Origin of the sequence: Alkaliphilus transvaalensis ATCC 700919, from assembly GCF_000621485.1 — a bacterium.
Taxonomy (GTDB): Bacteria; Bacillota; Clostridia; order Peptostreptococcales; family Natronincolaceae; genus Alkaliphilus; species Alkaliphilus transvaalensis.
The window spans coordinates 174,874-199,693 of record NZ_KK211287.1; the positions used below are offsets into that span (position 1 = coordinate 174,874).

The 24,820-nt window shown below is 33.8% G+C and carries 27 protein-coding genes and 1 pseudogene; 1 reads left to right on the forward strand and 27 read right to left on the reverse strand.

The features are described 5' to 3' along the window. Window positions 1-386: 386 nt before the first annotated feature. The 22 genes and pseudogenes from T335_RS0117705 to T335_RS23040 form a co-directional block, all read right to left on the reverse strand. The gene (locus T335_RS0117705; protein ID WP_026478714.1) at window positions 387-1,052 is read right to left on the reverse strand and encodes an ABC transporter ATP-binding protein; all 666 of its coding nucleotides are present in this window, start codon (window positions 1,050-1,052) and stop codon (window positions 387-389) included. Between the two features lie 10 nt (window positions 1,053-1,062). Beyond that, complete coding sequence (locus T335_RS0117710; protein WP_026478715.1) at window positions 1,063-2,475, reverse strand: ABC transporter permease; 1,413 nt, start codon at window positions 2,473-2,475, stop codon at window positions 1,063-1,065. Window positions 2,476-2,663: 188 nt separating this feature from the next. After that, the gene (locus T335_RS0117715; protein ID WP_034328857.1) at window positions 2,664-3,551 is read right to left on the reverse strand and encodes a 4Fe-4S binding protein; all 888 of its coding nucleotides are present in this window, start codon (window positions 3,549-3,551) and stop codon (window positions 2,664-2,666) included. 4 nt (window positions 3,552-3,555) lie between these two features. Continuing rightward, complete coding sequence (locus T335_RS22540) at window positions 3,556-3,702, reverse strand: CD1871A family CXXC motif-containing protein (protein WP_169735942.1); 147 nt, start codon at window positions 3,700-3,702, stop codon at window positions 3,556-3,558. Continuing rightward, on the reverse strand, window positions 3,699-4,793 hold the full coding sequence (locus T335_RS21810; RefSeq protein WP_051569395.1) for a TlpA family protein disulfide reductase: 1,095 nt from the start codon (window positions 4,791-4,793) through the stop codon (window positions 3,699-3,701). Before T335_RS21810 ends, T335_RS22540 begins: the two co-directional genes overlap by 4 nt. A gap of 263 nt (window positions 4,794-5,056) precedes the next feature. Next, window positions 5,057-6,205 carry a sensor histidine kinase gene (locus T335_RS21250; RefSeq protein ID WP_051569396.1) on the reverse strand — a complete coding sequence of 383 codons (1,149 nt, stop codon included), beginning with the start codon at window positions 6,203-6,205 and terminating at the stop codon, window positions 5,057-5,059. Further along, window positions 6,202-6,879 carry a response regulator transcription factor gene (locus T335_RS0117735; protein WP_026478717.1) on the reverse strand — a complete coding sequence of 226 codons (678 nt, stop codon included), beginning with the start codon at window positions 6,877-6,879 and terminating at the stop codon, window positions 6,202-6,204. Before T335_RS0117735 ends, T335_RS21250 begins: the two co-directional genes overlap by 4 nt. Before the next feature lie 712 nt (window positions 6,880-7,591). Continuing rightward, window positions 7,592-8,497: a zf-HC2 domain-containing protein gene (locus T335_RS0117740; protein WP_026478718.1), complete on the reverse strand. Its 906-nt coding sequence runs from the start codon at window positions 8,495-8,497 to the stop codon at window positions 7,592-7,594. Then, a complete protein-coding gene (locus tag T335_RS0117745; protein ID WP_026478719.1) occupies window positions 8,497-8,979 on the reverse strand; it encodes an RNA polymerase sigma factor in 483 nt (160 codons plus the stop codon). The genes T335_RS0117740 and T335_RS0117745 overlap by 1 nt, the downstream gene beginning before the upstream one ends. Before the next feature lie 181 nt (window positions 8,980-9,160). Continuing rightward, entirely contained in the window at window positions 9,161-10,237 is a 1,077-nt protein-coding gene (locus tag T335_RS0117750; RefSeq protein WP_026478720.1) for a TolB family protein, read from the reverse strand. A gap of 42 nt (window positions 10,238-10,279) precedes the next feature. Continuing rightward, window positions 10,280-10,420: pseudogene (locus T335_RS22405) on the reverse strand (ATP-binding protein); the annotation flags it as partial. Window positions 10,421-10,546: 126 nt separating this feature from the next. Further along, window positions 10,547-10,810: a hypothetical protein gene (locus T335_RS0117760; protein WP_026478721.1), complete on the reverse strand. Its 264-nt coding sequence runs from the start codon at window positions 10,808-10,810 to the stop codon at window positions 10,547-10,549. Between the two features lie 177 nt (window positions 10,811-10,987). Then, window positions 10,988-11,884: a sensor histidine kinase gene (locus T335_RS22090; RefSeq protein WP_084281469.1), complete on the reverse strand. Its 897-nt coding sequence runs from the start codon at window positions 11,882-11,884 to the stop codon at window positions 10,988-10,990. Window positions 11,885-11,891: 7 nt separating this feature from the next. Then, complete coding sequence (locus tag T335_RS0117770) at window positions 11,892-12,641, reverse strand: ABC transporter permease (RefSeq protein WP_026478723.1); 750 nt, start codon at window positions 12,639-12,641, stop codon at window positions 11,892-11,894. Further along, window positions 12,634-13,545, reverse strand: coding sequence for an ATP-binding cassette domain-containing protein (locus tag T335_RS0117775; RefSeq protein WP_026478724.1), 912 nt, complete (start codon window positions 13,543-13,545; stop codon window positions 12,634-12,636). The genes T335_RS0117770 and T335_RS0117775 overlap by 8 nt, the downstream gene beginning before the upstream one ends. Next, on the reverse strand, window positions 13,545-13,754 hold the full coding sequence (locus T335_RS0117780) for a hypothetical protein (RefSeq protein WP_026478725.1): 210 nt from the start codon (window positions 13,752-13,754) through the stop codon (window positions 13,545-13,547). The genes T335_RS0117775 and T335_RS0117780 overlap by 1 nt, the downstream gene beginning before the upstream one ends. Before the next feature lie 92 nt (window positions 13,755-13,846). After that, a complete protein-coding gene (locus T335_RS0117785) occupies window positions 13,847-14,620 on the reverse strand; it encodes a response regulator transcription factor (RefSeq protein ID WP_084281471.1) in 774 nt (257 codons plus the stop codon). Between the two features lie 314 nt (window positions 14,621-14,934). After that, the gene (locus T335_RS22885; protein WP_051569398.1) at window positions 14,935-15,357 is read right to left on the reverse strand and encodes a TetR family transcriptional regulator; all 423 of its coding nucleotides are present in this window, start codon (window positions 15,355-15,357) and stop codon (window positions 14,935-14,937) included. A 469-nt stretch (window positions 15,358-15,826) separates the two neighbouring features. Next, window positions 15,827-16,321, reverse strand: a complete 495-nt coding sequence (locus T335_RS0117795; RefSeq protein ID WP_026478727.1) for an HD domain-containing protein — start codon at window positions 16,319-16,321, stop codon at window positions 15,827-15,829. Window positions 16,322-16,333: 12 nt separating this feature from the next. Next, complete coding sequence (locus T335_RS0117800) at window positions 16,334-16,969, reverse strand: Vat family streptogramin A O-acetyltransferase (protein ID WP_026478728.1); 636 nt, start codon at window positions 16,967-16,969, stop codon at window positions 16,334-16,336. 86 nt (window positions 16,970-17,055) lie between these two features. After that, window positions 17,056-17,940 (reverse strand): Vgb family protein, encoded by an 885-nt coding sequence (locus T335_RS0117805; RefSeq protein WP_026478729.1) that lies wholly within the window; start codon window positions 17,938-17,940, stop codon window positions 17,056-17,058. Between the two features lie 1,085 nt (window positions 17,941-19,025). Next, window positions 19,026-19,319 (reverse strand): ABC transporter permease, encoded by a 294-nt coding sequence (locus T335_RS23040; RefSeq protein ID WP_084281475.1) that lies wholly within the window; start codon window positions 19,317-19,319, stop codon window positions 19,026-19,028. Here T335_RS23040 and T335_RS21815 point away from each other — a divergent pair. After that, window positions 19,310-19,810 (forward strand): TetR/AcrR family transcriptional regulator, encoded by a 501-nt coding sequence (locus T335_RS21815; RefSeq protein ID WP_026478730.1) that lies wholly within the window; start codon window positions 19,310-19,312, stop codon window positions 19,808-19,810. The two genes, T335_RS23040 and T335_RS21815, sit on opposite strands and share 10 nt — an antisense overlap. 591 nt (window positions 19,811-20,401) lie before the next feature. Here the strand turns inward: T335_RS21815 and T335_RS0117815 are convergent. The 5 genes from T335_RS0117815 to T335_RS0117835 all read right to left on the reverse strand — a co-directional run bounded on the left by T335_RS0117815 (window position 20,402) and on the right by T335_RS0117835 (window position 24,815). Next, the gene (locus T335_RS0117815; protein WP_026478731.1) at window positions 20,402-21,400 is read right to left on the reverse strand and encodes a BtrH N-terminal domain-containing protein; all 999 of its coding nucleotides are present in this window, start codon (window positions 21,398-21,400) and stop codon (window positions 20,402-20,404) included. After that, entirely contained in the window at window positions 21,390-21,932 is a 543-nt protein-coding gene (locus T335_RS0117820) for a PadR family transcriptional regulator (RefSeq protein ID WP_026478732.1), read from the reverse strand. Before T335_RS0117820 ends, T335_RS0117815 begins: the two co-directional genes overlap by 11 nt. 423 nt (window positions 21,933-22,355) lie before the next feature. Then, a complete protein-coding gene (rlmD, locus tag T335_RS0117825; RefSeq protein WP_026478733.1) occupies window positions 22,356-23,711 on the reverse strand; it encodes a 23S rRNA (uracil(1939)-C(5))-methyltransferase RlmD in 1,356 nt (451 codons plus the stop codon). Between the two features lie 32 nt (window positions 23,712-23,743). Further along, the gene (locus tag T335_RS0117830) at window positions 23,744-24,472 is read right to left on the reverse strand and encodes a pseudouridine synthase (RefSeq protein WP_026478734.1); all 729 of its coding nucleotides are present in this window, start codon (window positions 24,470-24,472) and stop codon (window positions 23,744-23,746) included. Window positions 24,473-24,488: 16 nt separating this feature from the next. After that, window positions 24,489-24,815, reverse strand: a complete 327-nt coding sequence (locus T335_RS0117835; protein WP_026478735.1) for a DUF1904 domain-containing protein — start codon at window positions 24,813-24,815, stop codon at window positions 24,489-24,491. Between the last annotated feature and the right edge of the window lie 5 nt (window positions 24,816-24,820).

Here is a 24,820-nt window from a genome sequence, read left to right on the forward strand (position 1 = left end):
GAGCAGAAATGACTTTCTCTGTATCTGATTTTATCTGTCAAGTACTTTCAAACTATTATCCACATATCTAGTAAAGTTATACTTCCTATTAAAAATAAGGATTTTCGAGATTAAAAGAATCTGTTGGACGACAGACAGAAACTTTTTATCTAGAAAACCCTCTATTATGAGTGTTTTGAGTATATTTCTCTATCCCTAAAACATCGTATTCACCTTTCGTCTGGGATGTCAACTCTATTATTCACTTAGTATCATTGTCATCCATAGCTCCTATTAGACCATATTTTTCATACCTCTTATAATTTGCATTCTAAACTTATTAATAGATTACCCAAACTTTAAATCTAGATGCTAAAAGCACTAGGTATACTTTTTTTCTACAGTCTTTATTTTACGAACGTCAGGTACCCGTCTTTCATACCCCATACTTCATCCGCAACAGAAGATACCTTCTTGGAATGGGTAACGATTATTACGCATTTATCCTCATTATGGGCCAGTGATGTTAATATAGATAAAATGTTATCTTCCGTATCAGTATCTAAGTTACCAGTGGGTTCATCTGCAATAATAATGTCAGGGTTATGAGATAAAGCTCTTGCTATACCAACTCTCTGTTGTTCGCCCCCGGAAAGCTTTAGGACTTTACGGTCAGCGGTTTCCTTATTAATTCCGACTTTTTCAAGCAGCATATATGCCACTTTTTTCTTATTTTTTTCCTTTGTTTTGCTAATGCACATCGACAACACAATATTTTCAACAGCTGTAACGTTTGTTAAAAGATTATAGCCCTGAAATATAACGCCAATACTTTCAGCTCTGTATTTATCACGGTCAATCTTAGCAAGTGGATTGCCGTCAAAATTTATTGCGCCGTCGGTACAATTATCAAGCCCTGAAATCAGAGACAAGAGGGTAGTCTTTCCTGAACCTGACTTACCCATAATCACATGGAGCTTACCACTTTTAAACTCTGCCGAAACCTTTTTTAATACGTTTTTTGTTGTGCTGCTATATTTATAAGATACATTTTCAATTGTTAATAGACTCATGATGTTCACCTTAGTTCCTTTCTGACAGTATTTTTATCGGTTCATATTTTGTGATATACATTATACCTGCAACACTTGATATACCTGCCAAGACAAGAGAGATAAAAATAATCTGTATAATAGCGTCCCCACTTAAACTTACCTGAAGCTCTGAAAGTGGTTTGGCGTCTGATGAAAATGTTGGAGCGCCAACTCCTGTTCTGCCCGTATTTGCTAAACCGCCATTCGAATTATTGTTTTCAGCAGCAAGTTCAATTTGATTTGAAAGCAAATTGTCCGCCACAGGTTGAGATGCTGCTAAGCCTACGCCTAAACCAAGTATCAAACATAGCACTGTGATAACAAGCATTTCTGTAAGCAGTCCAAAAGCAACCTTACCATTTTTCATACCCATTGCACGAAGGACTCCGATTTCATATTTACGTTCTCGAATCGCAAGAGTTGATAAAAGAATAAGAACCATTGAACCGAGTATCAATACAACAATCAAGAAGGTATTTGTTACCTTGGCAAGTCCTTCAACAGGCCCTACAACTTTTTTATATCCCGCTTCGTCGGTGACAACATTGTAATAATCAGCCAACCCCATTTCCCTAAGTTCTTTTTCATAAGCAGAAAGCAGTGTAGGGTCTTTCAAGAAATATTGCGCTGAAACACGGCCATCAGCAGTAAACATTTCCATATTAATGGCCGTATCAAAACTGGTAAGAATCTCGTTATTTCTATTTTCCATAGAAGATATTACTTCAAGATTTGAGCCAAGCATAGTATTGTCCATATAAATACCTGTAATAGTCAATCTATGAGTCATTGGGTCATTTTTGTAATAACTGTCTACCTCAATGGTATCACCAACAGATAAGTTGTTAAGGTCTGCATACTGTTGGCTGACAATACATTCGTTGAGATTTTTGTACATTTCACCGCTGATAATTCTACGTGTTCCATTTTTGAAGTCGTTGTCTACTTCTAAGTTGTCCATCGCAACTATTTTACCTTTTATTGGAACTATTTCAGGGTTTTTTGTACCATCCGCCCTTGTCGCACCACTTAGAAAATTTGAAATAAAATTATCCATTTCGCTTTCACTGAGGGAAGATAGATTTCTTGGTGAAATATCAATTGTTGCCAAAAGATTTACGCTCTGCAACAATTCAGACTTTCCAAAATCTATTTGCTGTTGTGGTGTTAGTTTTTTGTAGCCCTCAGCCACCTTTTTGCTTTGAAGCATTTCGAAATTTGTTTCAATAGAAACCTCAGCACCAAATCTTGACTTATAATCTGTAATGATAGCAGATGTTGTTGTATTAATAATAATAGACACAGCTGTCGTGAGAATAATGGCAAAAATGATGATGGCCATTAAAATGTTTCTGCCCTTATTTCTGCCGATGTTCTTAACGGCATTTGTAATAATGTACATTGTTTGGTCTCTCCTTTAATCAGTATTTGTTTATTAACATAACATAGTATAGCAAATGTATTGTTAGGTTTTCGTTAGGTATTCATGATTACTTGCTGAAAGGGTCTTGATATTATCTATCTGACAGATCGTGGTTGGGTCATTTATTATTTGAGTGTTTTCTTTATTTCGCCAAGTTCGTACTGTATTTACATTTGACCTTGAAATTCGCTGTCAGGCTTTCTTGATTTTAGGCAAAAACCTGATGTAATTGCACCTTTTTTACACGCTTTTTTACATTCACCGCAACGAATACATTCTGGCGAGTTAATGTTTTTTGTGATTTCTACGTTCATGTTACACTTTCTTTCACAAATCTTACAGCCATTGCATATTTCTTTAGCAACATTCATTTGGTAAAAACTTAACCCGTTAAAAAACGAGTAGATTGCCCCTAATGGACAGATATATTTGCAAAATGGACGATAAGTAAAAACTGAAGTAAGCATGATAAAAATCAACACTCCCATCTTCCAATTAAAGAGAAACCCTAACATGCTCCTTAAACCTTCATTTTTCATTATCAAGGGGATACCACCTTCCAAGGTTCCCGCTGGGCATATCCATTGGCAGAAATATGGCGGTGCAATGCCAAACTGATTGACCAAGAATTTCGGTAGCACAATTACAGCCACCAACAATACGATGTATTTCAACCACCGCATAGGAACGTCAACTTTTGGAGGGATTTTTAATTTGGGTACCTTAATCTTATATAACAAGTCTTGAATAAACCCGAACATACATAGAAAACCGCAAATAAGACGCCCCAGGGTAACTCCAAAGAAAATTATTATTCCGATGACATAGAATGAAAAATTATGCTTATTTCCTCCAATTACTGCTTGCAATGCCCCTATGGGGCAAGAACCTATGGCGCCGGGGCAGGAGTAACAGTTAAGCCCCGGAACGCACACAAGTTTACTTTTTCCTCTCCAAATCTTTCCTGTAAAAAAACCTTTAATATTGGCGTTGGCAATAATTGCAGCTAATGCTTGAATAAAGGGACGGCTCTTTATCAAATTTATAATTTCCATCGAGTCACCCCAATCCAATACACTCAAAGCAAATGTTTATAGCTTTCTTCAGTACAACCGAATGCTCCTCCCGCAAAACGCCAAATGTAATAAATAGTATTGAAGTGATAAATAATCCATATTTGCTATAAAGATTTATACGCTCTATCATTTTCCTGTCCCTCCCTTTTCGTCACCTGCGTCTCCCAATCGTTCTTCGATCATTTTCAAATAATTTTCAGCAGGGTTTCTGCCGGGAACCCCAAGCTCTGGGTCACCTACAATATTTCCGTTTCGATCAAAAAATATGGTTGTAGGGTATCCGGTAACTTCTTTGAGCAGCGATTGCTCTAACTGTTCGTTTGGGTAGAGCGTTTGGAATGTGCAACCTAATTCGTCCATAATTTCCATTGCAAGTTCCGATTCTTCATTGGCATCGGCGCAAATTGTAATCATATTTACATTAGCGGGCAGCATCTCATAAAGCTTTTGTAGATCTGGCATTTCATTTACACAAGGTCCACACCATGTTGTCCAAACATTAACCATAGTAAGGTCATATTCAGCAAGGTTATCTTGTGTAAAATCATCGCCGCTAAGTGTCTTTGTACTGAAACTATTCATGTTTACATCTGAAGACAGCTTTTCTATTTCAGCAGGGAACAGACAGATGCTGTTTTTAAGAGATTCACTTGCAGATAGCAGTTTCTCAATATTGGATTTATCAGCATCTGTCGGTGAACTTTTGGAATAATCATCATTGTATGCGAAATAATATGTATCTTCACCGAATGTGGTAATAGGGTCTACATGTGGAAACAAACTATTAATCCGTTCCAATTCCATCTCAGCATCTTCATCCTTGGCAGGAATCCGCAAAATAGCAAAACATTGAAAAATACCGTTTCTTAGAGCTTCCATTTCTTCTTCCTCACTGGCGTTGGAATTCTCCGTTTCTGAAATCCTCTCAGAAAGATACATAAAAAAAATGGAATACTGTGAACCTACATAACTAAAATTTCCGCTGTCACTTAAGTCCTTCATAGCTTGCGGCAGAGTGAATCCAAAACCTAACTTGTTAAACACTATACCATTGGCGTGATCAAAATTGCTATTGCTGATAGTCTTCATTCCAGAATCACCATATTGCTTGTTGGTAAAAACTGCATCCTTGCTATCCTTACATGAGGTAAGAAAAGTCAGCATTACTAAAGACACAATCATCAGAGCTATGCACTTTTTAAACATTCTTTTTTGTTTCATTTTCTCTTCTCCTTTATCATTTTATTTGTGAGTCTGTACTCAGTATAAAGGAGTGATTGTTAGATTAACGTTAGGGAATAGAATAAGGCACAAAAAAACGGACAACTTCATTCGTTGACCGTCTTATCATTACGTAGAAATGCTGTGAATTATTATAAAAGTTATTTTACAGAATCAAGTATTAAAGAGAAAAGAATTTTTGTTATAAGTTTTTATCGCCATTATAAAATGTCTTGACTCGACTTTTATAAAGCCAATTTTTTTTATTGGGGAAGCTGTATTGAGATTTTTGTACCTTTCACATTTTCACTGGAAACGCTGATTGTTCCGCCATGCCTTTCTATGATGGTTTTTACAATAGATAAGCCTAGTCCTGAGCCAGCAATTTTTCGAGAACGTGAGCCATCTACCCGATAGAAAGCATCAAATATAAAGGGTAAATACTCAGCTGGAATTCCTATCCCGGTATCTTCAACTTCAATTCTAACACACTTATTTGTTTTGCTTCCATGAACTGTAATACTTCCTTTTTCATGATTATATTTATATGAATTTTCCATCAGGTTAAAAAAAGCTCTGTAGAGAAGCGCCGCGTTTCCATAGAATGATATAGCGTCACATTCAATATTATAAGTGATTCTGCGATGTTCATATATCGGAGACAACTCATCAAATATTGTTTCAAACATGGCATCTAAATACACTTCTTCCTTTAATTCATCAGCCTCTTCATTTGGAGAAGCTAGAATTAATAAATCATTTACTACTTGCGTCAGCCTATCAACACTTGCTTCCATCATATGGGCGTTTTCCTTATATTCGTCCAATGTGGTGAATTTGTCTATTTTAAGCACCTGTATCCCCGCTTTCATTGTTGCAAGGGGTGTTTTTAGCTCATGTGCGGCACTTGCCGAGAAGCGTTTTTGCCTGTTAAATGCTTCTTCTAATCGCTCAAGAGCTTGATTGAAACTCTTTGTCAGGCTACTCACTTCGTCATGCGATAAACTTTCAGTTAATCTAAGAGATAAGTCACGTTCATCAATTTCAGACACCTGTTTGCTCAAATTTTTCACAGGCCGCAAGGCTTCCCCAGAAACAAAATATACAAGCCCCGTTCCGATAGTAGTTAGCGCAAGAAAAAACATTATGCTTTTCAAATCAAAATCTCTCTTGGCTGTTCTTAAAGCCGTGCCGCTGTTTTCTATTTTGTTATTGTCTATACCTTGAATCACCATATCAACCGAATTATCATCTGTTTTGGTTATGCTGATTGAATCGTATATTAAAGGCATAAGGGTTTTTTGCGCGTTTAATATGGAAAAGACGGTCAATGCTGAGGAACATATTACCAGCACTATGGCTGTGAGTATTGTAATTCGCCATTGTAAAGTTAATTTCATAAATAACTTCATTCTTGTGCCTCCTCTATGATATAGCCTTGACCGCGGATTGTTTTTATTACTTCTTCATTGCTAAAATTATACAGTTTCTTTTTTAGTGTATGAATATGGTACCGCAAGGTATTTGAAAAAGGATCAAATTCACTATCCCATATATGTTCCACTAACTTTTCGGCGCTGATAATTTTATTCTTGTTCATAATCAGGTATTCAAAAATGTTGTATTCTTTGCGTGTCAAATTCAATACATCGTTATTACAGATTACCTTTTTAGCATTTGTGTCAATTATAAAATTATTCAACATAATTGTTGTCGGAGTCCCTGAAAAGTTTCGGCGTAGTAAATTTCTGATTCTTGCTTCTAATTCTCCAAAATCAAAAGGCTTAATAAGATAATCATTTGCACCTTCATCCAGTCCAAGAATCCTCTCGTTAACTTTCGTTCTTGCAGATAATATTAAAATTTTTTGATCTGAATCTTTTTTACGAATTGTCCTCAATACGTCTAAGCCATCTATTTTCGGGATATTCAAGTCTAAAATGATAATATCGTACTCGTGGATTTCGTAATGATCTAAGGCTTCTTCGCCATCAAATACTGTATCAACGGCATAGCCTACCTTACGCAGTCCCTTCGCTATAATAGCTGAAAGCATTTCTTCATCTTCAACAAGCAATATTTTCATAAGAACACCTCTTCATACTAATCATTTTTTATATTATATCAAAAGCAATGTTAGGTTTTCGTTTGTTTTCTTTTAGTCCAGTACCTGATAGATTTACCTTATCGTACCAGTACCTTTTCTATATTATCCATCAGTGCCTTTGTGAAGTCTTCTTTCTTTTATAGTTTGTATAATGCTGGAAGGATACTATTGCCATGATAATCATTAATATCAAAATTGAAGAAATGTATATTTATTATAACAAGTCATGATCAAAATAAAATAAACCTAGCAAATTGATTAATTCAAATTATTAGGTTACACTAAGTAACATTTAAACTAAGTCTAACCTAATTATATTATTTAACATGTTTTTTAAATTTTGATTTTATAGCCATTATACTTTCTTGATGATCAAACATCGGATGATAGTTTTTATCAATTTTAATAAAGTATCTAAATTGGTTAAAGCTGATTTTTCTTTATTACCAATAACTAATGTGCAACAACCTCAGTAATACTTATTACGGCTTCAACATGGCCCGAGTTGATTGCATTAATGTCTGAAGTTGGTTTTTGCCCCCGACGTATGGGAGAACATATCTACTACTTTTTTGCACTATCGGTAGGAGGAAACATATCCACAGTCAATATCGCCATAAAAACCTATCTGTCCGTACAAATGATATCTTTTATTTGAACCTATTAGTAGAATCTATCTCAAAAGGGCAACTTAGCGCCCTTCATATTTTTTGTTTTTATACTGGCTGATTAAGTCTACCGCCATAAGACAAGCAATGTATATCGGAACCATAACTAACAATATTCCATAAAAATCCCGTGTCGCAGTATATGATGTAGTTGTAAATCCTTTAATTATAAACTGACCTAATAGGTAGGATACCGGTAAAAAGAAGATTTTAATTGTAAAATTTAGCACTTTTTTATTACGATAAAATATAAACATAATTAATCCACAAGTTGTAGCAAATATTTTGGCAATAAGTGCGTAATAAGATAAGAATAGTCTTGGTAATGTAATAATCCCGCCTCCTGGATTTATATCTCTACCATACATCAATATATCTTCACTTCCATCTGTCTGGTAATAATATACAGAAACAACATTTTCACCATTTGGATTTAAAATAGTATTATTTGTATTAGACTTTTTTATATTTCTATTCCATATGCTATTCCATGTAGTAATGTGATAGACATAACCAGTGCTGTCATCTGTCGGATATCTATCAATGTCATATCCATATACGGTATCCTCAAATTGAGCGAGTACCGACCCATTTCCAATCTCATTTATTGTTACACTTCTTTCGCTATATGGAATATACTCTGGAGCGGTTAAGAAAGCAATAGTTATAACAAAAAGGATAATTGAGAGCATCATTGAGAATATTACCGTCTGTATTTTCTTCTTACGTAATGTCGATTTTATCTTTAGTAAAGGAGAGGTATTCCTATCTACTGGCATTTCATTAAAAGTACGCATCTCATTAAGATAATTCTTGCATTCCTGACACTGCTCAATATGTTCTTCAACCATAGTACATGAGTCATCACTAAGCATATTTTCTAAATATAGAGGTAACACATCTTTAATAACATTGCATGTTGCTTTCATTAATAATCCCTCATTTCTTCTCTAATCTTATTTCTAGCTCTATGAAAAGTGACACAAGCCCAATTATCTGTTTTTCCAAACAAATTGCCAATCTGCTTAAAGCTCAGCTCTCCAAAAACTCGTAGAGAAAACACTTCCTTATATGGCTCAGATAAGTTATGGAGAATTTCATGAATTTTCATCGACTCTTCAGATGAAAACACTGATTTTTCTATATCAAAATCATCTTTCTTTTCAGGCACTGAGTCTAGCTCTATCAAATTCTTATGTTTTCTTATGTATGAATAATATGAGTTTTTGGCTATTTGAAATAGCCACACCTTGATATCACAATCTCCTTTAAAGCTTTTAATGTACTTTATCGCTTTTATAAATGTTTCAGATGTCAAATCTTCTGCTATATGTTTATCTTTTGATAGACTATATATGAAGAAATAAACATCCTTAAAATAGTTATTGTAAATCTCCTCAAGTTCTGTCACTTTTTCACCTCCTATCTATAAGACGCACGGGATTTAATAATCTTACAATAAATTTAAAAAAATCTCAAAGTTTAGTAACCTTGAGATTTAAAAATAACCGGATAATGTTTTTATTATGTTGGGGTCAATTAATATTTTAATGTCGGTGGATGATACCAAAGAATTAATGATTTTTATTTTATTAACGAATCTCCAAATAGACGATACTGCTATTATATTTTGTTCCATCCCATTCTGTATAAACCAATTCTTCACCTGAAGGGCTCCAGCTGATACTCATATATTGTATATCCTCCACGATTTGTGTAGCTTTACCGGTTAGCATATCGTAGATATAAAAACCCTCTACAATTTTATTGTTGACATCATCCTTTAGATTGTAGGTTATCATTCTCTGATCTGGAGACCATGAAACTCCACCCAACTCTGCACCCTCAGCAATAATTTTTTTAATTTCTCCACCGTTGTCAGAAAGAGTTAAGATTTTTTTCGCTCCAATATTTTGTAAAACCAGCATTTGATTTCCATCTGGGGAAGGTAATACTCCATAAACATGACTCAAATCAAGGCTTACCTTCTCCTTTGTGGACATATCCAACCTCCATAAGGTTTCATCGGAATTTGTATTATAATAAAAATTATTATTTATTTTTTCAACAATAAATAATGATTCTTCCTTTATTTCATCTACTACAGTAATTTCCCCTGTCAGATTTGCTAAATAGGCACCTCCACTATAGGCTGCACCAACTACACTTTCATTATCCCCCCACTTAGCACTCATGGCCCCTGCTATATTAGTCCCCCTTATACCAAAAGTATCTAGAGTATCCATGTTCATCACATAGTAGGCAGGATCTCCTAAAGTATACTCATAGTATAGTAGGTTCTTCTTATCAGGGGATAGGGTTGCACCTCCTAAATGCACATTATTTGCTTCTTTTAACAATTGATACTCCCTGTTATTAATATTATAGAGATATAAGCTTCTTGGATGAGAATCTGAAAGCTCTAAAAGACTCATTTTGTCCAACGATGTATTTTCCTTTGAAACAATTAATGTATTTTTATTCAACCAGTCTGTCATTGCAACATTATCATACCGGTCAATTTTTACCACCGTTATATCCATCTCACCTGCCCCATTACCTTCGTCATCAACGACACTTATAGTTTTCCCTGTTTCCTTACTACATGCAGTGAGAACTAAAAGTAACCCAATCATTAATATCAATTTTAGAAATTTAATATTTTTCATTTTACTCGCCTCCTGGAACTATATATATTTTTTTTATCTAACTTATCCCTTTTCAAAAGATGATGGAATCACTACCGTAAATATAGTATGCGCTAGATTACTTTCCGCTGTTATCCTTCCATTATGGGCCGTAATAATCTCTTTAGCAATAGCCAGACCCAATCCAGCCCCACCAGTGTTTGTAATACCATACATCTCAGCATCCTCTTCCTAATTGAAAAAGATTTCTGAAGTTCTTATATCAATATAAAATACCCATAAAAAGCAAGTTTAAAAACCCTTTAAGATTTCCATAGGAAACTTATCTACTTAGATAGTTATACACCATAAAAGCGTCCATGATATGAATACATCAAGGTTTATCTCTTCCTGTTCTTCATCTAACGGTAAGGTGTTTCGCTCCTCAATATCTGATAATGGAATCCTAATCTTCTCATGTGACCTGTCCATACCAAATGGTAAAAGGCGACTGATGCTTGTATAAGCTCCAGTCATCAAAAGCCCTATAATAATAATTGAAACACATATTCTAAAGTAATTAATTTTTTTCTTTTTTCTTCTTTTTCTACACATAAAAAATCAACTCCCTTTCATGTTTAATATAACCACAAAAGAAGGAATTGATTTTTAATTTATGCTTATCAAAATCTTAAAATTTTCTTAGGACAGGAAGGCTAATGATAAAATGTTATAAGTAAGCATGAAGAAGGTAAAGAAGCAATGAAAATTACGGAAAATCAATTGAGGAACTCAATAAATAATTGTTATAACCATGTTTCCATGTTCTATTTTTGCATTGATATTAAAGTCCATTTTGTCTATAATTGTTTTAACAATATATAATCCTTGTCCAGTACTATTAGTTCTTGAAAAGTCTGAAGTATAAAATCTTTCAAAGAGTCTATGAACTTCAATATCCTTTTCATTGGATATTGAATTGGTAAACTTTGTTATAATCTGTCCATCTTGTTCAAAATGTTCTATTTTACCCGTTCCCGTACTATATTTAAGAATATTTTCTATTAGATTATTATATATCCTAGACAACCCTTTTGTATCTCCTATAATTTTGGGGGTATGCTGAATATCTACTTGTACTTTTATTTCTTTTCTTTCAAACTCGTGATAAAAAGAAAGTAAGATATTTTTCAATACAGGTTGCACAGATACACTATACTTTCTAAAACCACTATCTTCTATGACTGATAATATATAAAATTCATTTAACATACTTTCTACATACCTTAATCTTTCTTGTATAATTTCTATATTTGACCCTACTTCAATTGAACTATAATTATCCATAATAATCTCCAAATATCCCTGGACGGACGTTAGGGGCGTACGTAAATCATGTGAAAGACTTGAAATTTGTCTTTTTAAATTGACCTCCATTTTTTCAGTATTCACAATTTCTGACCGATATTTTTTAACCAATGAATTTAATGAAAGAATCAATTCATTTGTATACTTTGTATTCGTATGACTACGAATACAAAAGTTATTATTTACGTCTTTTTCTAATAGCGTAAGTTGTATAAGAATTTCTTTTATTTCTAAATTTTGTTTCACATACTTTATGTAATATATGCTTAGAAGCATCAGGAAAAGAAATAGAAGAATACATAATATAATATTTATTAACATTCTTCAATCACACTTCTTTTCTTTTATAAATTAAGAAAGTTGTCGTTAGGATAATTATAATATTTGCAACAATTATACATATAGACAACAGCGGATTATTCTCTTGACGAAAAGCTAGAAAAATTTGTGTTAACGGAAAGATTTCTGCAACCCATTGAAGTACTTTTGAAACAAACCGGAATTGAACAATAATCAACGGTACAATATAAGAAAATAAAAAAAAGATTCCCATTGCAATACCTTTATTGTCAAGAATATAATTCACCCCAACTGCTAGAGCATTCCATGCTAATATCGCCAAAAACAAATGTAAAATAGTGATAATGAACCCATTTGTAGTAATCCAACTGGTGTCAACTTGCGTATTATCTATCTCAAACAAAAACATTGCAATAAAAAGGCTAATAAAGGATAGGATAAAGAGGTAAACTCCACTAATCAAACCTGCTAAAATATAATCGTTAAAAAAAATTGTTTTTCTTTTTATACCCGATGATAATATCTCTTGTTGTAAGGTCACAGACTTAGTTGTAAATGCAACAACTAAAGCTGGAAAAATCATGATTATACCACTTACTAGCACAACAAGAAGTGCATAAAGAAAATGATTTCCTGTAAAAGCAAATGATTGATATGGTGTTATAAACTTCATAAACATTCCAAGTGCAATTAAAGCAACTAAGCATACAGCAAAAAAAATATAGTAAGCTTTTGTATGCAATGCTCTATATATTTCTGATTTAAGATAATTACTCATTTTCTTCCTCCTTAATAAACTCTAAAAAATAATCTTCTAGAGTTACTGATTGCTTTGTAAATGAGTTTAGTTTAATATCATGTTGAATTAATATTTTTTCAAGGATATTTTTTGAAACATCAAACTCTTTAAGCACTATTTTATGATTAGGTTGAATTTCTATATTATTAAAATCCATGTATTTTTCCAAGGAAACAACAGCAGCTTTTGGTTCTTCCACTTGGATTATAATTCGATTACCTGTCATTTCTTGTAGTTGAGTTGCCGTTACTTCTTTTATCAAAGCCCCTTTGTGCATAAAACAGAATTTGGTTCCTATATTAGCTAATTCGGCCAGGATATGACTGCTAATTAATATTGTGATATGTTTTTCTTGATTAATTTTTACTAACAAATTACGTATTTCTACAATCCCTTCAGCATCTATACCATTAGTTGGTTCGTCAAGAATTAACAAGTCTGGAGAACCTAACAAGGCCAATGCTAACCCCAATCTCTGCTTCATTCCTAATGAATAGGAGCCGATTTTTTTATGTCTCTCATCATAAAGATCAACCATTTTTAATGATTCTTCAACCACTCCTTTTTCAAGAATGCCACGTTGAATTCTAAAATATTCTAAGTTTTCTAATCCACTAAGATAAGGATAAAATCCTGGAGTTTCAATAATACTACCGATTCTTAAGCGATTGTATTTCAAATACTCTTGATCCCCAAAAAGGGTAATTGCTCCACTTTGGCAATTGGTTAATCCAATAATTGCTTTCATTAGTGTTGTTTTGCCTGCACCATTTTTTCCAATTAATGCACAAATCTCACCTTTATGGACTGTTAAATTAATATCTTTTAGGACATGACTTTTTTTAAAATATTTATTTAATTGTTTCGTTTTTATAACTTCCATTAGAGACCTCCTAAAAGATTAGATACTATAAACCAAATAGCAAATGTTGCTCCATATAAAACAAAACAGCCAACCATTAATTTTCTTAGATATTGTTTTACCGGTTTTTTCTCATGAAACTGACTAATAATTTGATAAATCCCTAATAATAAAAAGCAGCTTAAAGAAGCCATAGAAATTACCCACACAAATCTTATTAGTGTTGTCATTGTATCACCACTCCTTTTCTATATTTAGTATAGAATAGAAAGTGAAAATAATATTGTTAAAACAATAAAAAAATAATAAAGAAAGTATAAATTTAATTTAGCTTATAGCCAATACCCCAGACATTCTCAATAAAATTAATTCCTGATCTGTCTTCTAATTTTCTTCTTAAATGACTCATGTGTACATTTATGGTGTTATCATCCTTCGTATACTCTTCACTCCAAATTTGCTCGTATAACTCATCTCTACTAAAAAGTTTATTGGGATTTTTCAGAAGTAAGAGTAAAATTTCATATTCCGTTTTTGTTAAGTTGATTAATTGATCCTTGTATTGAACCGTTCTATTTTCTTGATTTAATGTAATTTCTTTATAGGACAAAGTACGACTATCTTGACTCATACTTTCATAGCGAATAGATCTCTGAATAGCTACTTGAATTCGAGCTAAAACTTCTTCTTTATGAAAAGGTTTTGTAATATAGTCATCTACCCCCATACCCAACAGGCGAACCTTATCTTCAACCTCAACTTTTCCTGATATAACAATAATTGGTAAATAAGAATCTCTACGAATGTCTTCTACTATTTTTTCTCCATCTTTACCTGGTAACATAAGATCTAAAAGTACTAATGCAATACTTTCATTATGCTTTAGATGCAGTTCTCCTTCTGTTCCTGAAAAAGCTTGCACGGCTTCGTATCCTTTTGAAGTTAATATATCACGTAACATATTATTTATCTGTGTATTGTCTTCTATAATTAGAATTTTGTTCATCTCTACTTGTATGATATAGCTATAGAATATATCATACGTCCTCCTTATTCTAATAATGTGAAAGTATTTATTTAAAACTTGCTGACACATTCTTTTATAACATTTCTATATCATCAGTATTAGACTTGTTAGCCTCACTGATGACAAAGTATTGTCTATTGATTAGATTTCTGGAATAAAAAATACTCCTCTTATTTTAGACTTTTTATTATTACATCTATAGAAGGGGAGATTATCCAATTTAATTACTACTGACGTTTTTTTATTTTTCTATCATTGGAATATTGTATATATGTTGAACTTTTTTTAAAACTTCATCTTGGTCCATACTTTTAGCGAATTTCATGATTTTTTTATTATTTTTTAAAAACTTTAATATTATTTAAATATTATTATTTTACACCTTATAAATGAAAATCCCCTGCTTCTCTGCCTTGTTCCAACAACAAATGGATTCGTTGCCATATAGGTATGAGTCGTTCTTTGACAGCTTCTGTTCTAGTACTGTGCACCACAATTTCCTGTTGTAAAATAGTTACCAATTCTGGGTCTTCGAAACGAAGGCCGATGATCCTTGTTAAAAGTTTTTTCAACTCCAATACCGGATTGCCAACAAAAACAGAAGCCTCATCCTCCAGAAATAAAAAGTCATTAAAGAGGGATAAAAACAAACCTTCCTTGCTGCCAAAATGATATGTAATAGCTGAAATATTGACACCTGCTTCCCTGACAATATCACGTGTGGAAGTTGCTTTGTAGCTATTTAAGGCAAAGAGTCTCTTGGCCGATTTTTGAATGTTTTTCTTCACATCAAGACTTTGATTCAATTCTTCACCTCTTTCAATCAATCGTTTGATTTAATTGTAATCATTTAATGTTTTTTGTCAAGACATGCTTCTGTAATGGTCAAGCTTTTTTGCATCACTTAGTTCAGATATTTCAACTTATGTTTCGTGCTTCAAAAAATACATTTAATAAACCGAGGTTTAATTGGCTTGCTTAGTGTAAGCATATGTAACCAGCTGTAAAATTCATTCTGCGTAAAAGTCAGACCCCCAGGGGGTAAAAAGCCCCCCCTTACACCCATATCCTTATTTATATTTTATTATTTCCAGAACATACATTCGCCTAATTAAGTAAAAATATTTTGTTTTTTAAAAGAAAGTTAAATGAAAAACTAAATTCTATATTGCAGCAGTAAATTCTATATAACTAGAATTTAAATATGCATACCAATTCCTGTATAATTAAAGAGCAGTTGATTGCCTGCTCATAATGCTAATATATATGAAAAATTTAACCTAAAATAAACCGTTCGCAAGCTATCTTTTTTCCTATAACTGTTTTAAAATTATCATCTATGCATTTTTTTATCTTTTCCTGTTCTTTTTCTATATCCATAATTGTCAAATTTTCAAGTAAATCTGCTTCCCATTGTATTTGGAAATCAAGACCATCAATTTTTGATGGAGTATGATGATTACCTATTATAAAGCATATTCTATCAATACTTTTGTCATAACCTACCTTTTGTAGTATCCCTCGTGCTACTGCTGGTCCTTCTTTTTCTTGATAAGCACCATCTATTGAAGCATACTTTTTTTGTGCTTCAACAGCACCAATATCATGTAGTATAGCTACAATACTGATAAGTTCTTTTTCTTCTGCTCCAATATTTTCACCTTTCATTATCTCTTCTGCATTTTGTAAAACCTTGAAAGTATGGTCAATTCCAAAAGGAATTTCTTTGAAGATTTCTTTCATCTCTTTAATAACCTTCTCTATATACATTGATTGCCCCTCCTATTTTTTCATTAATTCCTCTAATCCTGCTTCAGATGTTAACATTTCAAGATAATTAAATATCTTCTCTTCATCCCAGTTCCACCACTCTAGCTTTAACAAGAATTCAACCTTTTCATCACTAAAACGTTTCTTGATAAATATAGCTGGATTCCCACCATATATTGCATATGGCTCGACATCTTTTACTACCGTTGAGTTAGCAGCAATTATCCCACCATCACCTATTTTAACTCCTGGCATAATGGTTGCATTTTGACCTATCCATACATCATTACCAATCACCGTGTCTCCCTTGAAAGGCAGCTGTTTTATTGTTGGAGTAACCTTTTCCCAACCACCTCCAAAGATATTAAATGGATAGGTTGTTATGCCATCCATCCTATGATTTGCTCCATTCATAATGAATTTTACACCCTCTGCTATTGCGCAAAATTTACCTATGATTAGCTTATCTCCAAGAAATTCATAATGATGCTCTATATTATCATAAAATTTCTCAGGAGACTTTTTATTATCACTATAATAAGTGTATTCTCCAATCTCAACGTTGGGTCTCTTCGGTAAATTACTTATATAACAAACTGTTTTGATGTTTTTATTTGGGTATAGTTTTTTCTTATCTGGTCCTTTCATATAATCTTGCCCCTTTCAAGCTTTTTTTCCAACCCTAAATTCTGTTTCCTATTTTTATTTGAAAAGATTTGAAAAGAATATTGTATCTAATAAATTAACTGAGCTATTTTATTAGATTCCTCAGCAAACCAAATCCCTCCGTCTTGTGCAAGTACAATACCATGGGGTTCTGAATTAGGCGTAGGGATCTTATATTCAGTAATTTGTCCACAAAGTGTGATACGTCCAACTTGATTTGCCCCCCACTCTGTAAACCAAAGATCTCCATCTTTGCCAGGTGTAATTGCATGTGGCTTAGCATTTTCTGTAGGTATTGGATATTCCGTAATTTCTCCTGCTGGTGTAATTCTGCCAATCTTATTTCCGTTAATCTCTACAAACCAGAGGGCACCATCTGACCCTTTTGTAATTCCTACTGGTCCAGAGGCTGGGGTTGGTATAGGGTATTCAGCTATTTTTCCTGAAGTAGAAATCCTTCCTATTTTATTTCCTTGGTTTTCTGTAAACCAAAGAGCTCCATCTGGACCTGCTACAATCATTGAAGGAAAGGATGCTTTGTCAGGCAAATCATATTCGATTATCTTCCCATTAGCATCTATTCTACCTATTTTATTACCTGTAATCTCTGTAAACCAAACTGCCCCATCAGAACCTAAAGCAATCCCAAAGGGACCTGAATTTGAAGTTGGAAGATTATATTCAGTAATTTTACCTTCTATTGTAATCTTGCCTATTTTGTTAGCCTTGTATTCTGTAAACCATAGTTCTTTTCCGACACCAGCTGCTATTATTGAAACTCCTGCATCTAGAGTTGGTATTGCGTACTCAGTTATTACTCCACCCTCTGTAATTTTTCCTATCCTATTCCCTTGATTTTCTGTAAACCATACCTCTTGATCAGGGCCTAAAGTCATTCCATAAGGTCCTGATTTAGCTGATATCAAACTGTATTCTTTAATTTTTACATTCATCATATATTAATCACTCCTTTAAAGTATTTATACAAAAACAAAAAAACTTCCTAGCAAAAGCTTTGGAAGGTTTATAAGTATCACAATATAAATTAGGTTATCACAAAGAAAGGTGTTTCAAACAAAAACAACTAATAATTTCTTTATGAGTATAACTAAAACGACACTATCATAACCCTATCCAAAAACTTTTAGCAGTTTTCGGTAACTCAAGAAGCCATCTTGTATATAAATAAAGATGTTCTAACTTTACCAAAAATACTTTAATTGTTTTATAATGGATAAGATTATTTGATCATTTTAGCTAATCACCTCCGAGTAATTTTAACTAGATTATAGCATTGCAAATATTTCATGTCAATGGCTCACTTTTGAATTGTTTTAACCATTATTTTAACGAACTGTAATCTATATCTATATGTACTTTGTTGAAATCCTAGTATAGATCCTATCCTTATGGAGTTTACATTCCTTCTTGCAAAGGTCCTGCTTTTAAATTACAGATAATTCTTTCGACACCAACTACTAACTTTTCCAGGATACTTATTCTGCGAAATTTCTTCCCCCCTTAAATCATAATTCCTTAAACCAAGTCTGAGGGAACATATAAAATGCTCTAAGTCCGCTCTATCAACACTACTGCTTGGAACATGGATTGAGAGGATAGAATGAATGTCATTAGAACTATCAGTAAAAGGGAATATATCCACGGTATATTTTACAATATCGGTAGGAGGGAACATATCTATTCAAGCATCAATTAATAAAATTCGTTATTAATGGGATATGTGTGAAAATGTACTATCAGCTATTATTTACTCTTATTTAAAAAAAGAAATCTGTCACCATAAACTGCTCGAATAGAATGCACCATAATGGTTGTGTAAGTTAAGGAAAAATTATATATGTTCACTTAAGGTTACTATTTCGTTTCCTCAATTTTAAGCAAAATGCTTTTAGCGATCGCTACCCCAAAAAGAATTTTATAATTTTTAAAGAAAATAGCGGCGGCCTTTCACAGACCGCCGTTAAAATAATCTGCATAGGACAATACCGCACTATAAATGGTCTTCAACAGAGAAGGGTTACGCCACTACTTTTTTATAAACCCGCGTCGACCACCAAAGCACAATAACTGTCAGCGGAATTATCACGCCGAAGGCGATAATAGTTTCCGTGCTGTTAATCAACCCATCAGCTAGAACCCTTGACGCTTCTACTGTATAATATAGCGGATTGACGTGCGCAATGGTTTGAAGCCATTTCGGTCCGAGGGACAAGGGTAGAAGCACACCAGAAAGCAGTGTAAGTGGTAACTGCAAACTTGTAACAATTGCTGCCAGACTGCCAATATCTTGATGGATTGACGATGCGCGCAATAGCGGATAAGCTTGGCATAAAAGCCGCTTCCCTCTATAATCATTTTAAAGATAAACAATCACTCTATGACGCGATTGCCGAAAGGATATGTAACAATACAAAGCCATCATGTGGTTTAGTAGATCCAAAACGGTATCTTATTGAGCAAGCCGAACTATTCAGGCGAGAATTGTTAAAAGTGCAGGATTCTGTGAAGATAATTACAGCCTCTCCACCTCTTACTCCTACTCGCATCGAGCTTGTTAAAAACGATTTATTGTGTTTTATAAACTTAGGCGTAAAAAAAGAAAATTGCATCATTGCCGCACGACTGTTTTATAATTATATTTTATCTTTTGTGTCGGATGAGACTACAATGGTCAGCGAAAGATGGGATGACGCCAACCCTTTTATCACTGTATTTGGAGAGGATTATAAGCCGTTGAGCAATGACGAACAGTTTATGCGGGGTCTTGAAACACTTTTTGCGGGTTATAAAATTTTGGAATAATTTTTTATCCTCAATAGCTGGACAACTATTTAAGTGGATAACCAAAATATATATAATATTATTTGGTTGAAATTAGTATGAAACTATAAAAAAAATCAGCTTACAAATAGTCGTAGGTAAGAATACTCTTCATATCAATTTGTTCATAAATTTGTATAAATAAAATTGCAACCAAGGTATGGTTCCCTCGGTTGGCAATCAACTCAACATCTTATATTTCAACGTCAAGCTCAACTCCTGACTTGAACGCAACAATCACTTTATCATCAAAGACCGTAACCTTCTATGAGTCCGGTGCCTGGCAATAAGTTAATAAGTTATTGACTTTTATGACAATAACTTATGTGGAGTATAAACTGTAAAAAAATCAAACCTCTAGGCATTCATTTTTGCCTAGAGGTCTTTTACTACCTAAAACATCGTATTTATTTTAACCCTAGTTAGCAACGCTATCGACTCAACATGGCCCGAGTTGATGGCCTTGATATCTTAGGCCGATTTTTCACCCGACGTATGTGGAAACATATCAATAGAATTTTCGCTGTTTTATGCAAAATCGAGGTAAGAAGAAACATATCTACTCTCTATTATTTACTTGTGAAAAATAGATGTTTTCTCAAAAAGTATCTTCATTGCTTCTTCTTCCAAAGAAGCAATCTCAAGCAATATTAGGGAAGCTTCTTTAAGATATTGCTCGTTTGAATTTTCTCCAGCTTTACAAATTAAGTTAGACACCTCTGTCCACATATCAGCAATTGTACAAAATTTCTCATTTGGATTTTTAAGATTTAGGTCAGGATATAGGTCATTGCATTCACCTAGGAAATCTCTGTACATATTTCTAAATAAGCCCCCTCCAGTACCAGCCCTCTCCATTAGTGTACCTGCTTGAATAATTAACTCTGGTGTCATACCTGGTCTTTCAAACCAATTTCCAATAACCTTAGCTGTTTTCCTTATTCCTTTGAAAGATATATTTTGAATCGGAGGATTTAAGTATTCATATGCATTATGATTTATCGCCGATATAATTACATCTTTTAAATTTGGTGGATCATTTCTCCTTATTATAGTAAATGATCTGTTTTTGGAAGACATTGGACCCTTTTCACTTCTTGCATCTGCTAAACTCACTAGACTTGTTTTAACATCTGATCCTTGCTGATCAGTATCTATTAAATATGCAAAATCATTATCATACCCATAAATAGTTACATAATGTCCAGCAAAATGTATTTTTTGTGTAAAATATTCAAGATGGTAACAATCCAATTTCAAACCTACTGGAATGTTATTGTCAATTTTTGATTTCACATTATCCCAAGCCTTAGATCTTGATGATGTTTGATACAACTCAATACTTAAATTTAGATTTTTCACTATATTTTCTGTTAAAATATCTGGCTTACATCTTCCTCCTAAGAATGGGAATTCCATTTGCTTGCTATCCCAATAAATGAAACTAAGCCCTTCTCCAACTCCAAATATCAATGGCTCAGAAAGCTCTAGTCCACAGTTTCGTAGCAGATTACCAACCGTCGTTGTTTCACAATGTTTTCCGTAAAAGGGATTAAAATTTTCAATAATCATTTTTTTCCTCCTTTATTTCCTCTAGTAAATCATTTATCCATTCAACCTCAGCCTCAAGCAGTCTAAGAGGATGGGTAAATAATGCCTTTACATGAATGATATTATGTACCATCGATTGTTCTGCATAACTTTTCATGATAGCCTGTCTCCTATTTTCAAGGTTAGCTCGGTATTCAATAAGGCATTCATATACCTCTTCCTTAGTTAAAAAATGTGAAAAAGCTAACCCTATGGAAAACTCACTGTACACACGTTGGGGAGTTTGGAGAACCTTCTTAATGGTTTCTCGTACAGTATCCCGAAAAATATCATTTACAAAATACACTTTTCGGGCTGGAGAACCATACTCCTCTTCATATCTCGAACCAATCCATCCCTTTTTTTCAAGGTTATTTAAAGAATTATATATAGAAGAAAAGCCGATTTTAGTCCAGTTTCTCATCTTGCGTTCTTCAATAACCGCTTCAATTTCATACCCGTAACGATCTTCTTCGTACAACAATCCCAATAGAACCATTTCGATTTGAGTCACTACGCATTCCTCCTAACATACACATGTAGCCGTCTTAAATATTTAACCCAGTCACTATATCCCATAGCCAATCCGTTGAGTCTACTTTGAGTACTGATTTCCACAGAATCATTATTTGTTCCTCCGAAATACTATTCTATGAATAGAATAGCAATAATAAGTACAATTGTCAACGTAAATCTATTTTCATCATTTCTTAATCTCACCACAGCATAAAAATTAACATCTATCTTATCACCTTAACCTTAGTAACAAACAACAAAGTGACATCTAACCTGTCAACTCAACCCTACTTAATTTAGGTCCAATTTGCATAGAAAATACCCTCGATATGTTCTCACAGACACACATCAAGGGCTAAGTCGCGTAGACAGATTTACTTTCATTTTATGAAACTCAGTATTTTCATGACCTTCTCAGGCTTCACTTTTTTGTTATCAAGACAACACACTCCACATGAGGCGTATGAGGAAACATATCCATACACTTGGCCTTCTCAATTTGATAGCCAGCCTTTTTTAACTCTACTAGGTCTACAGCTAAAGACTTAGGATTACAAGAAACATAAACGATCTTCTTAGCGCCAAAACCGATAACATCCTGTAGGGCTTGAGGGTGGATTCCTGCCCTTGGTGGGTCCAAAATAATGATATCAGGGTCTTCCTTTAGTTCCTTAACCTTCAGCCTTACATCCCCCGCTATAAATTTACAGTTATCTAATCCATTTAACTTAGCATTTTCCTTAGCTGCTTCAACGGCATCTTCAATAATCTCAATTCCAATTACCTTATCAGCCCTTTGAGCCACTACTTGACCAATTGTACCAGTTCCACAATATAGATCAAATACCACTTGATCTTTTGCTTCTCCAACAAAATCCCTTACAATTTCATAAAGTCTTTCTGCTGCTACTGTGTTGGTTTGGAAAAAAGAAAAGGCTGAAATCTTAAATTGAAGCCCCAGAAGGTTTTCAATAACATAGTCCCTTCCAAATAAGATATCTGTTTTGTCACTTTGTACTGTATCTGCAAGGTTATCATTAAAGGTATGTAAAAACCCGACTAAGGTTCCTTTAAAGTTTGCCGACTTCAGTTCCTCCACCAAATCACTTATATCTAATTGGTGTTGAGTTGTGGTAACGAGGTTAATTAAAATCTCACCTGTATAAAAGGCTTTTCTAACAACAAGATGTCTCAGGTATCCAACATGTCTCATACTGTGATAAAGGGGTACACCCTTTTCCTTAAAGTATTCTAAAATTGTTTTTAATACCAATCTAAAGTCTTCGTCCATAATCATACATTCATCCACTGTTACAATATCATGATGTCTACCACGTTTATGCATCCCTAGGGCCATTTTGCCGCCCTTTTCTTCATCACCAAAGGAAAACTCCATCTTATTACGATAATTAAAGATATTAGGACTACCTTCGATAGGTAACCATGCTACATTTGAAAGATTTACTTCATCAAATAAAGCCTTCACTTGCTCTTCTTTTTCCTTTAGTTGATCTTCATAGGATAAGGATTGTTGAAAGCAACCACCACAGGCACCAAAATGACGGCAGGTGTCTTCCTTTTCTAAAGGAGATCGCTCCAAAACCTCCATTATTTTACCCTCTGCTTGTTTCTTTTTAATTTTTTTGATATATGCCTTAACTTTTTGTCCTTTAATTCCATGCTTTACCTTTATCCTTATACCATCAACAGTTCCAGAAGCTTTACCTCCAAACTCTGTATGATCTATTGTAAATTCAACAATATCTTTTTTCTTCACTAGTTATTTCACTCCCAAGTCTAAGCTATTTTCTATGAATCTAATTTTGTCAATTCTTCTAATTCTTCTGGGGTCATTTCACGATATTCCCCTAATTCTAAGTCTTCATCTAACTTTAAGCTCCCCATAGCAATTCGCTTTAAGTAGATTACCTTCTTCCCAACAGCTTCAAACATTCGCTTTACCTGATGAAACTTTCCCTCATAAATGGTGAGTTCAATTTCCGATATGGCATCAGATTTTAGTATTGTCAACTCACCTGGCTTTGTTTGATAGCCATCATCAAGGGTAACTCCCCCTTTAAAGGCAATAACATCTTCTTCTGTAACATTCCCCTCTACATGGGCATAGTAGGTTTTTGGCACATGTTTTTTTGGGGCTAATAACCTATGGGCCAGTTGCCCATCATTTGTTAATAGTAGAAAACCTTCTGTATCAATATCTAATCTACCTACAGGGAAAACATCAAAACTTCTATATTCTACATCTAAAAGATCCACCACTGTCTGATGTCTGCTATCTTCTGTGGCAGAGATTACCCCGGCTGGTTTATTCATCAATATATAGACAAACTCCCTATAATTAACTTCTTCTTCTCCCACTTTAATTATAGAAGCTACTGGGTCTATATGTTGACTACTACTTTTAACAACTTTCCCATCTACAGTTATGATGCCTGCCTTACACAACCTTGTAATTTCTTTACGACTTCCATACCCCATATGGGACAATATTTTATCTAATCTTAACGTTTTAGCCATCTATTTCCCTCGATTCCTAAAAATGTATACCATTTTCATAGTAATTTCTTTTTTCAAAGGTAGTAAAGGCAAGATCAAGGGATGTAATTCCAATGGACTGAACATGTTTTGTTATAATTTTTGCCACTTCATCCTGTACTTCTTGTCCACGATCAAACCATGCTACTTCAATAAAGGGATAAGCTGGTTCTATGTTCCCTTCACGAATGGCTATGGACTGTATGTATTCTAGCTCAAAATAGTCCCTTGGACATTTTACTACTTCAACTAGTTCATCAATTAACCCCTTACTTAATTCACAAAGCTTTTCTGGTGAAATCCCTCTTACTTTAACTTGAGGCATTTTAA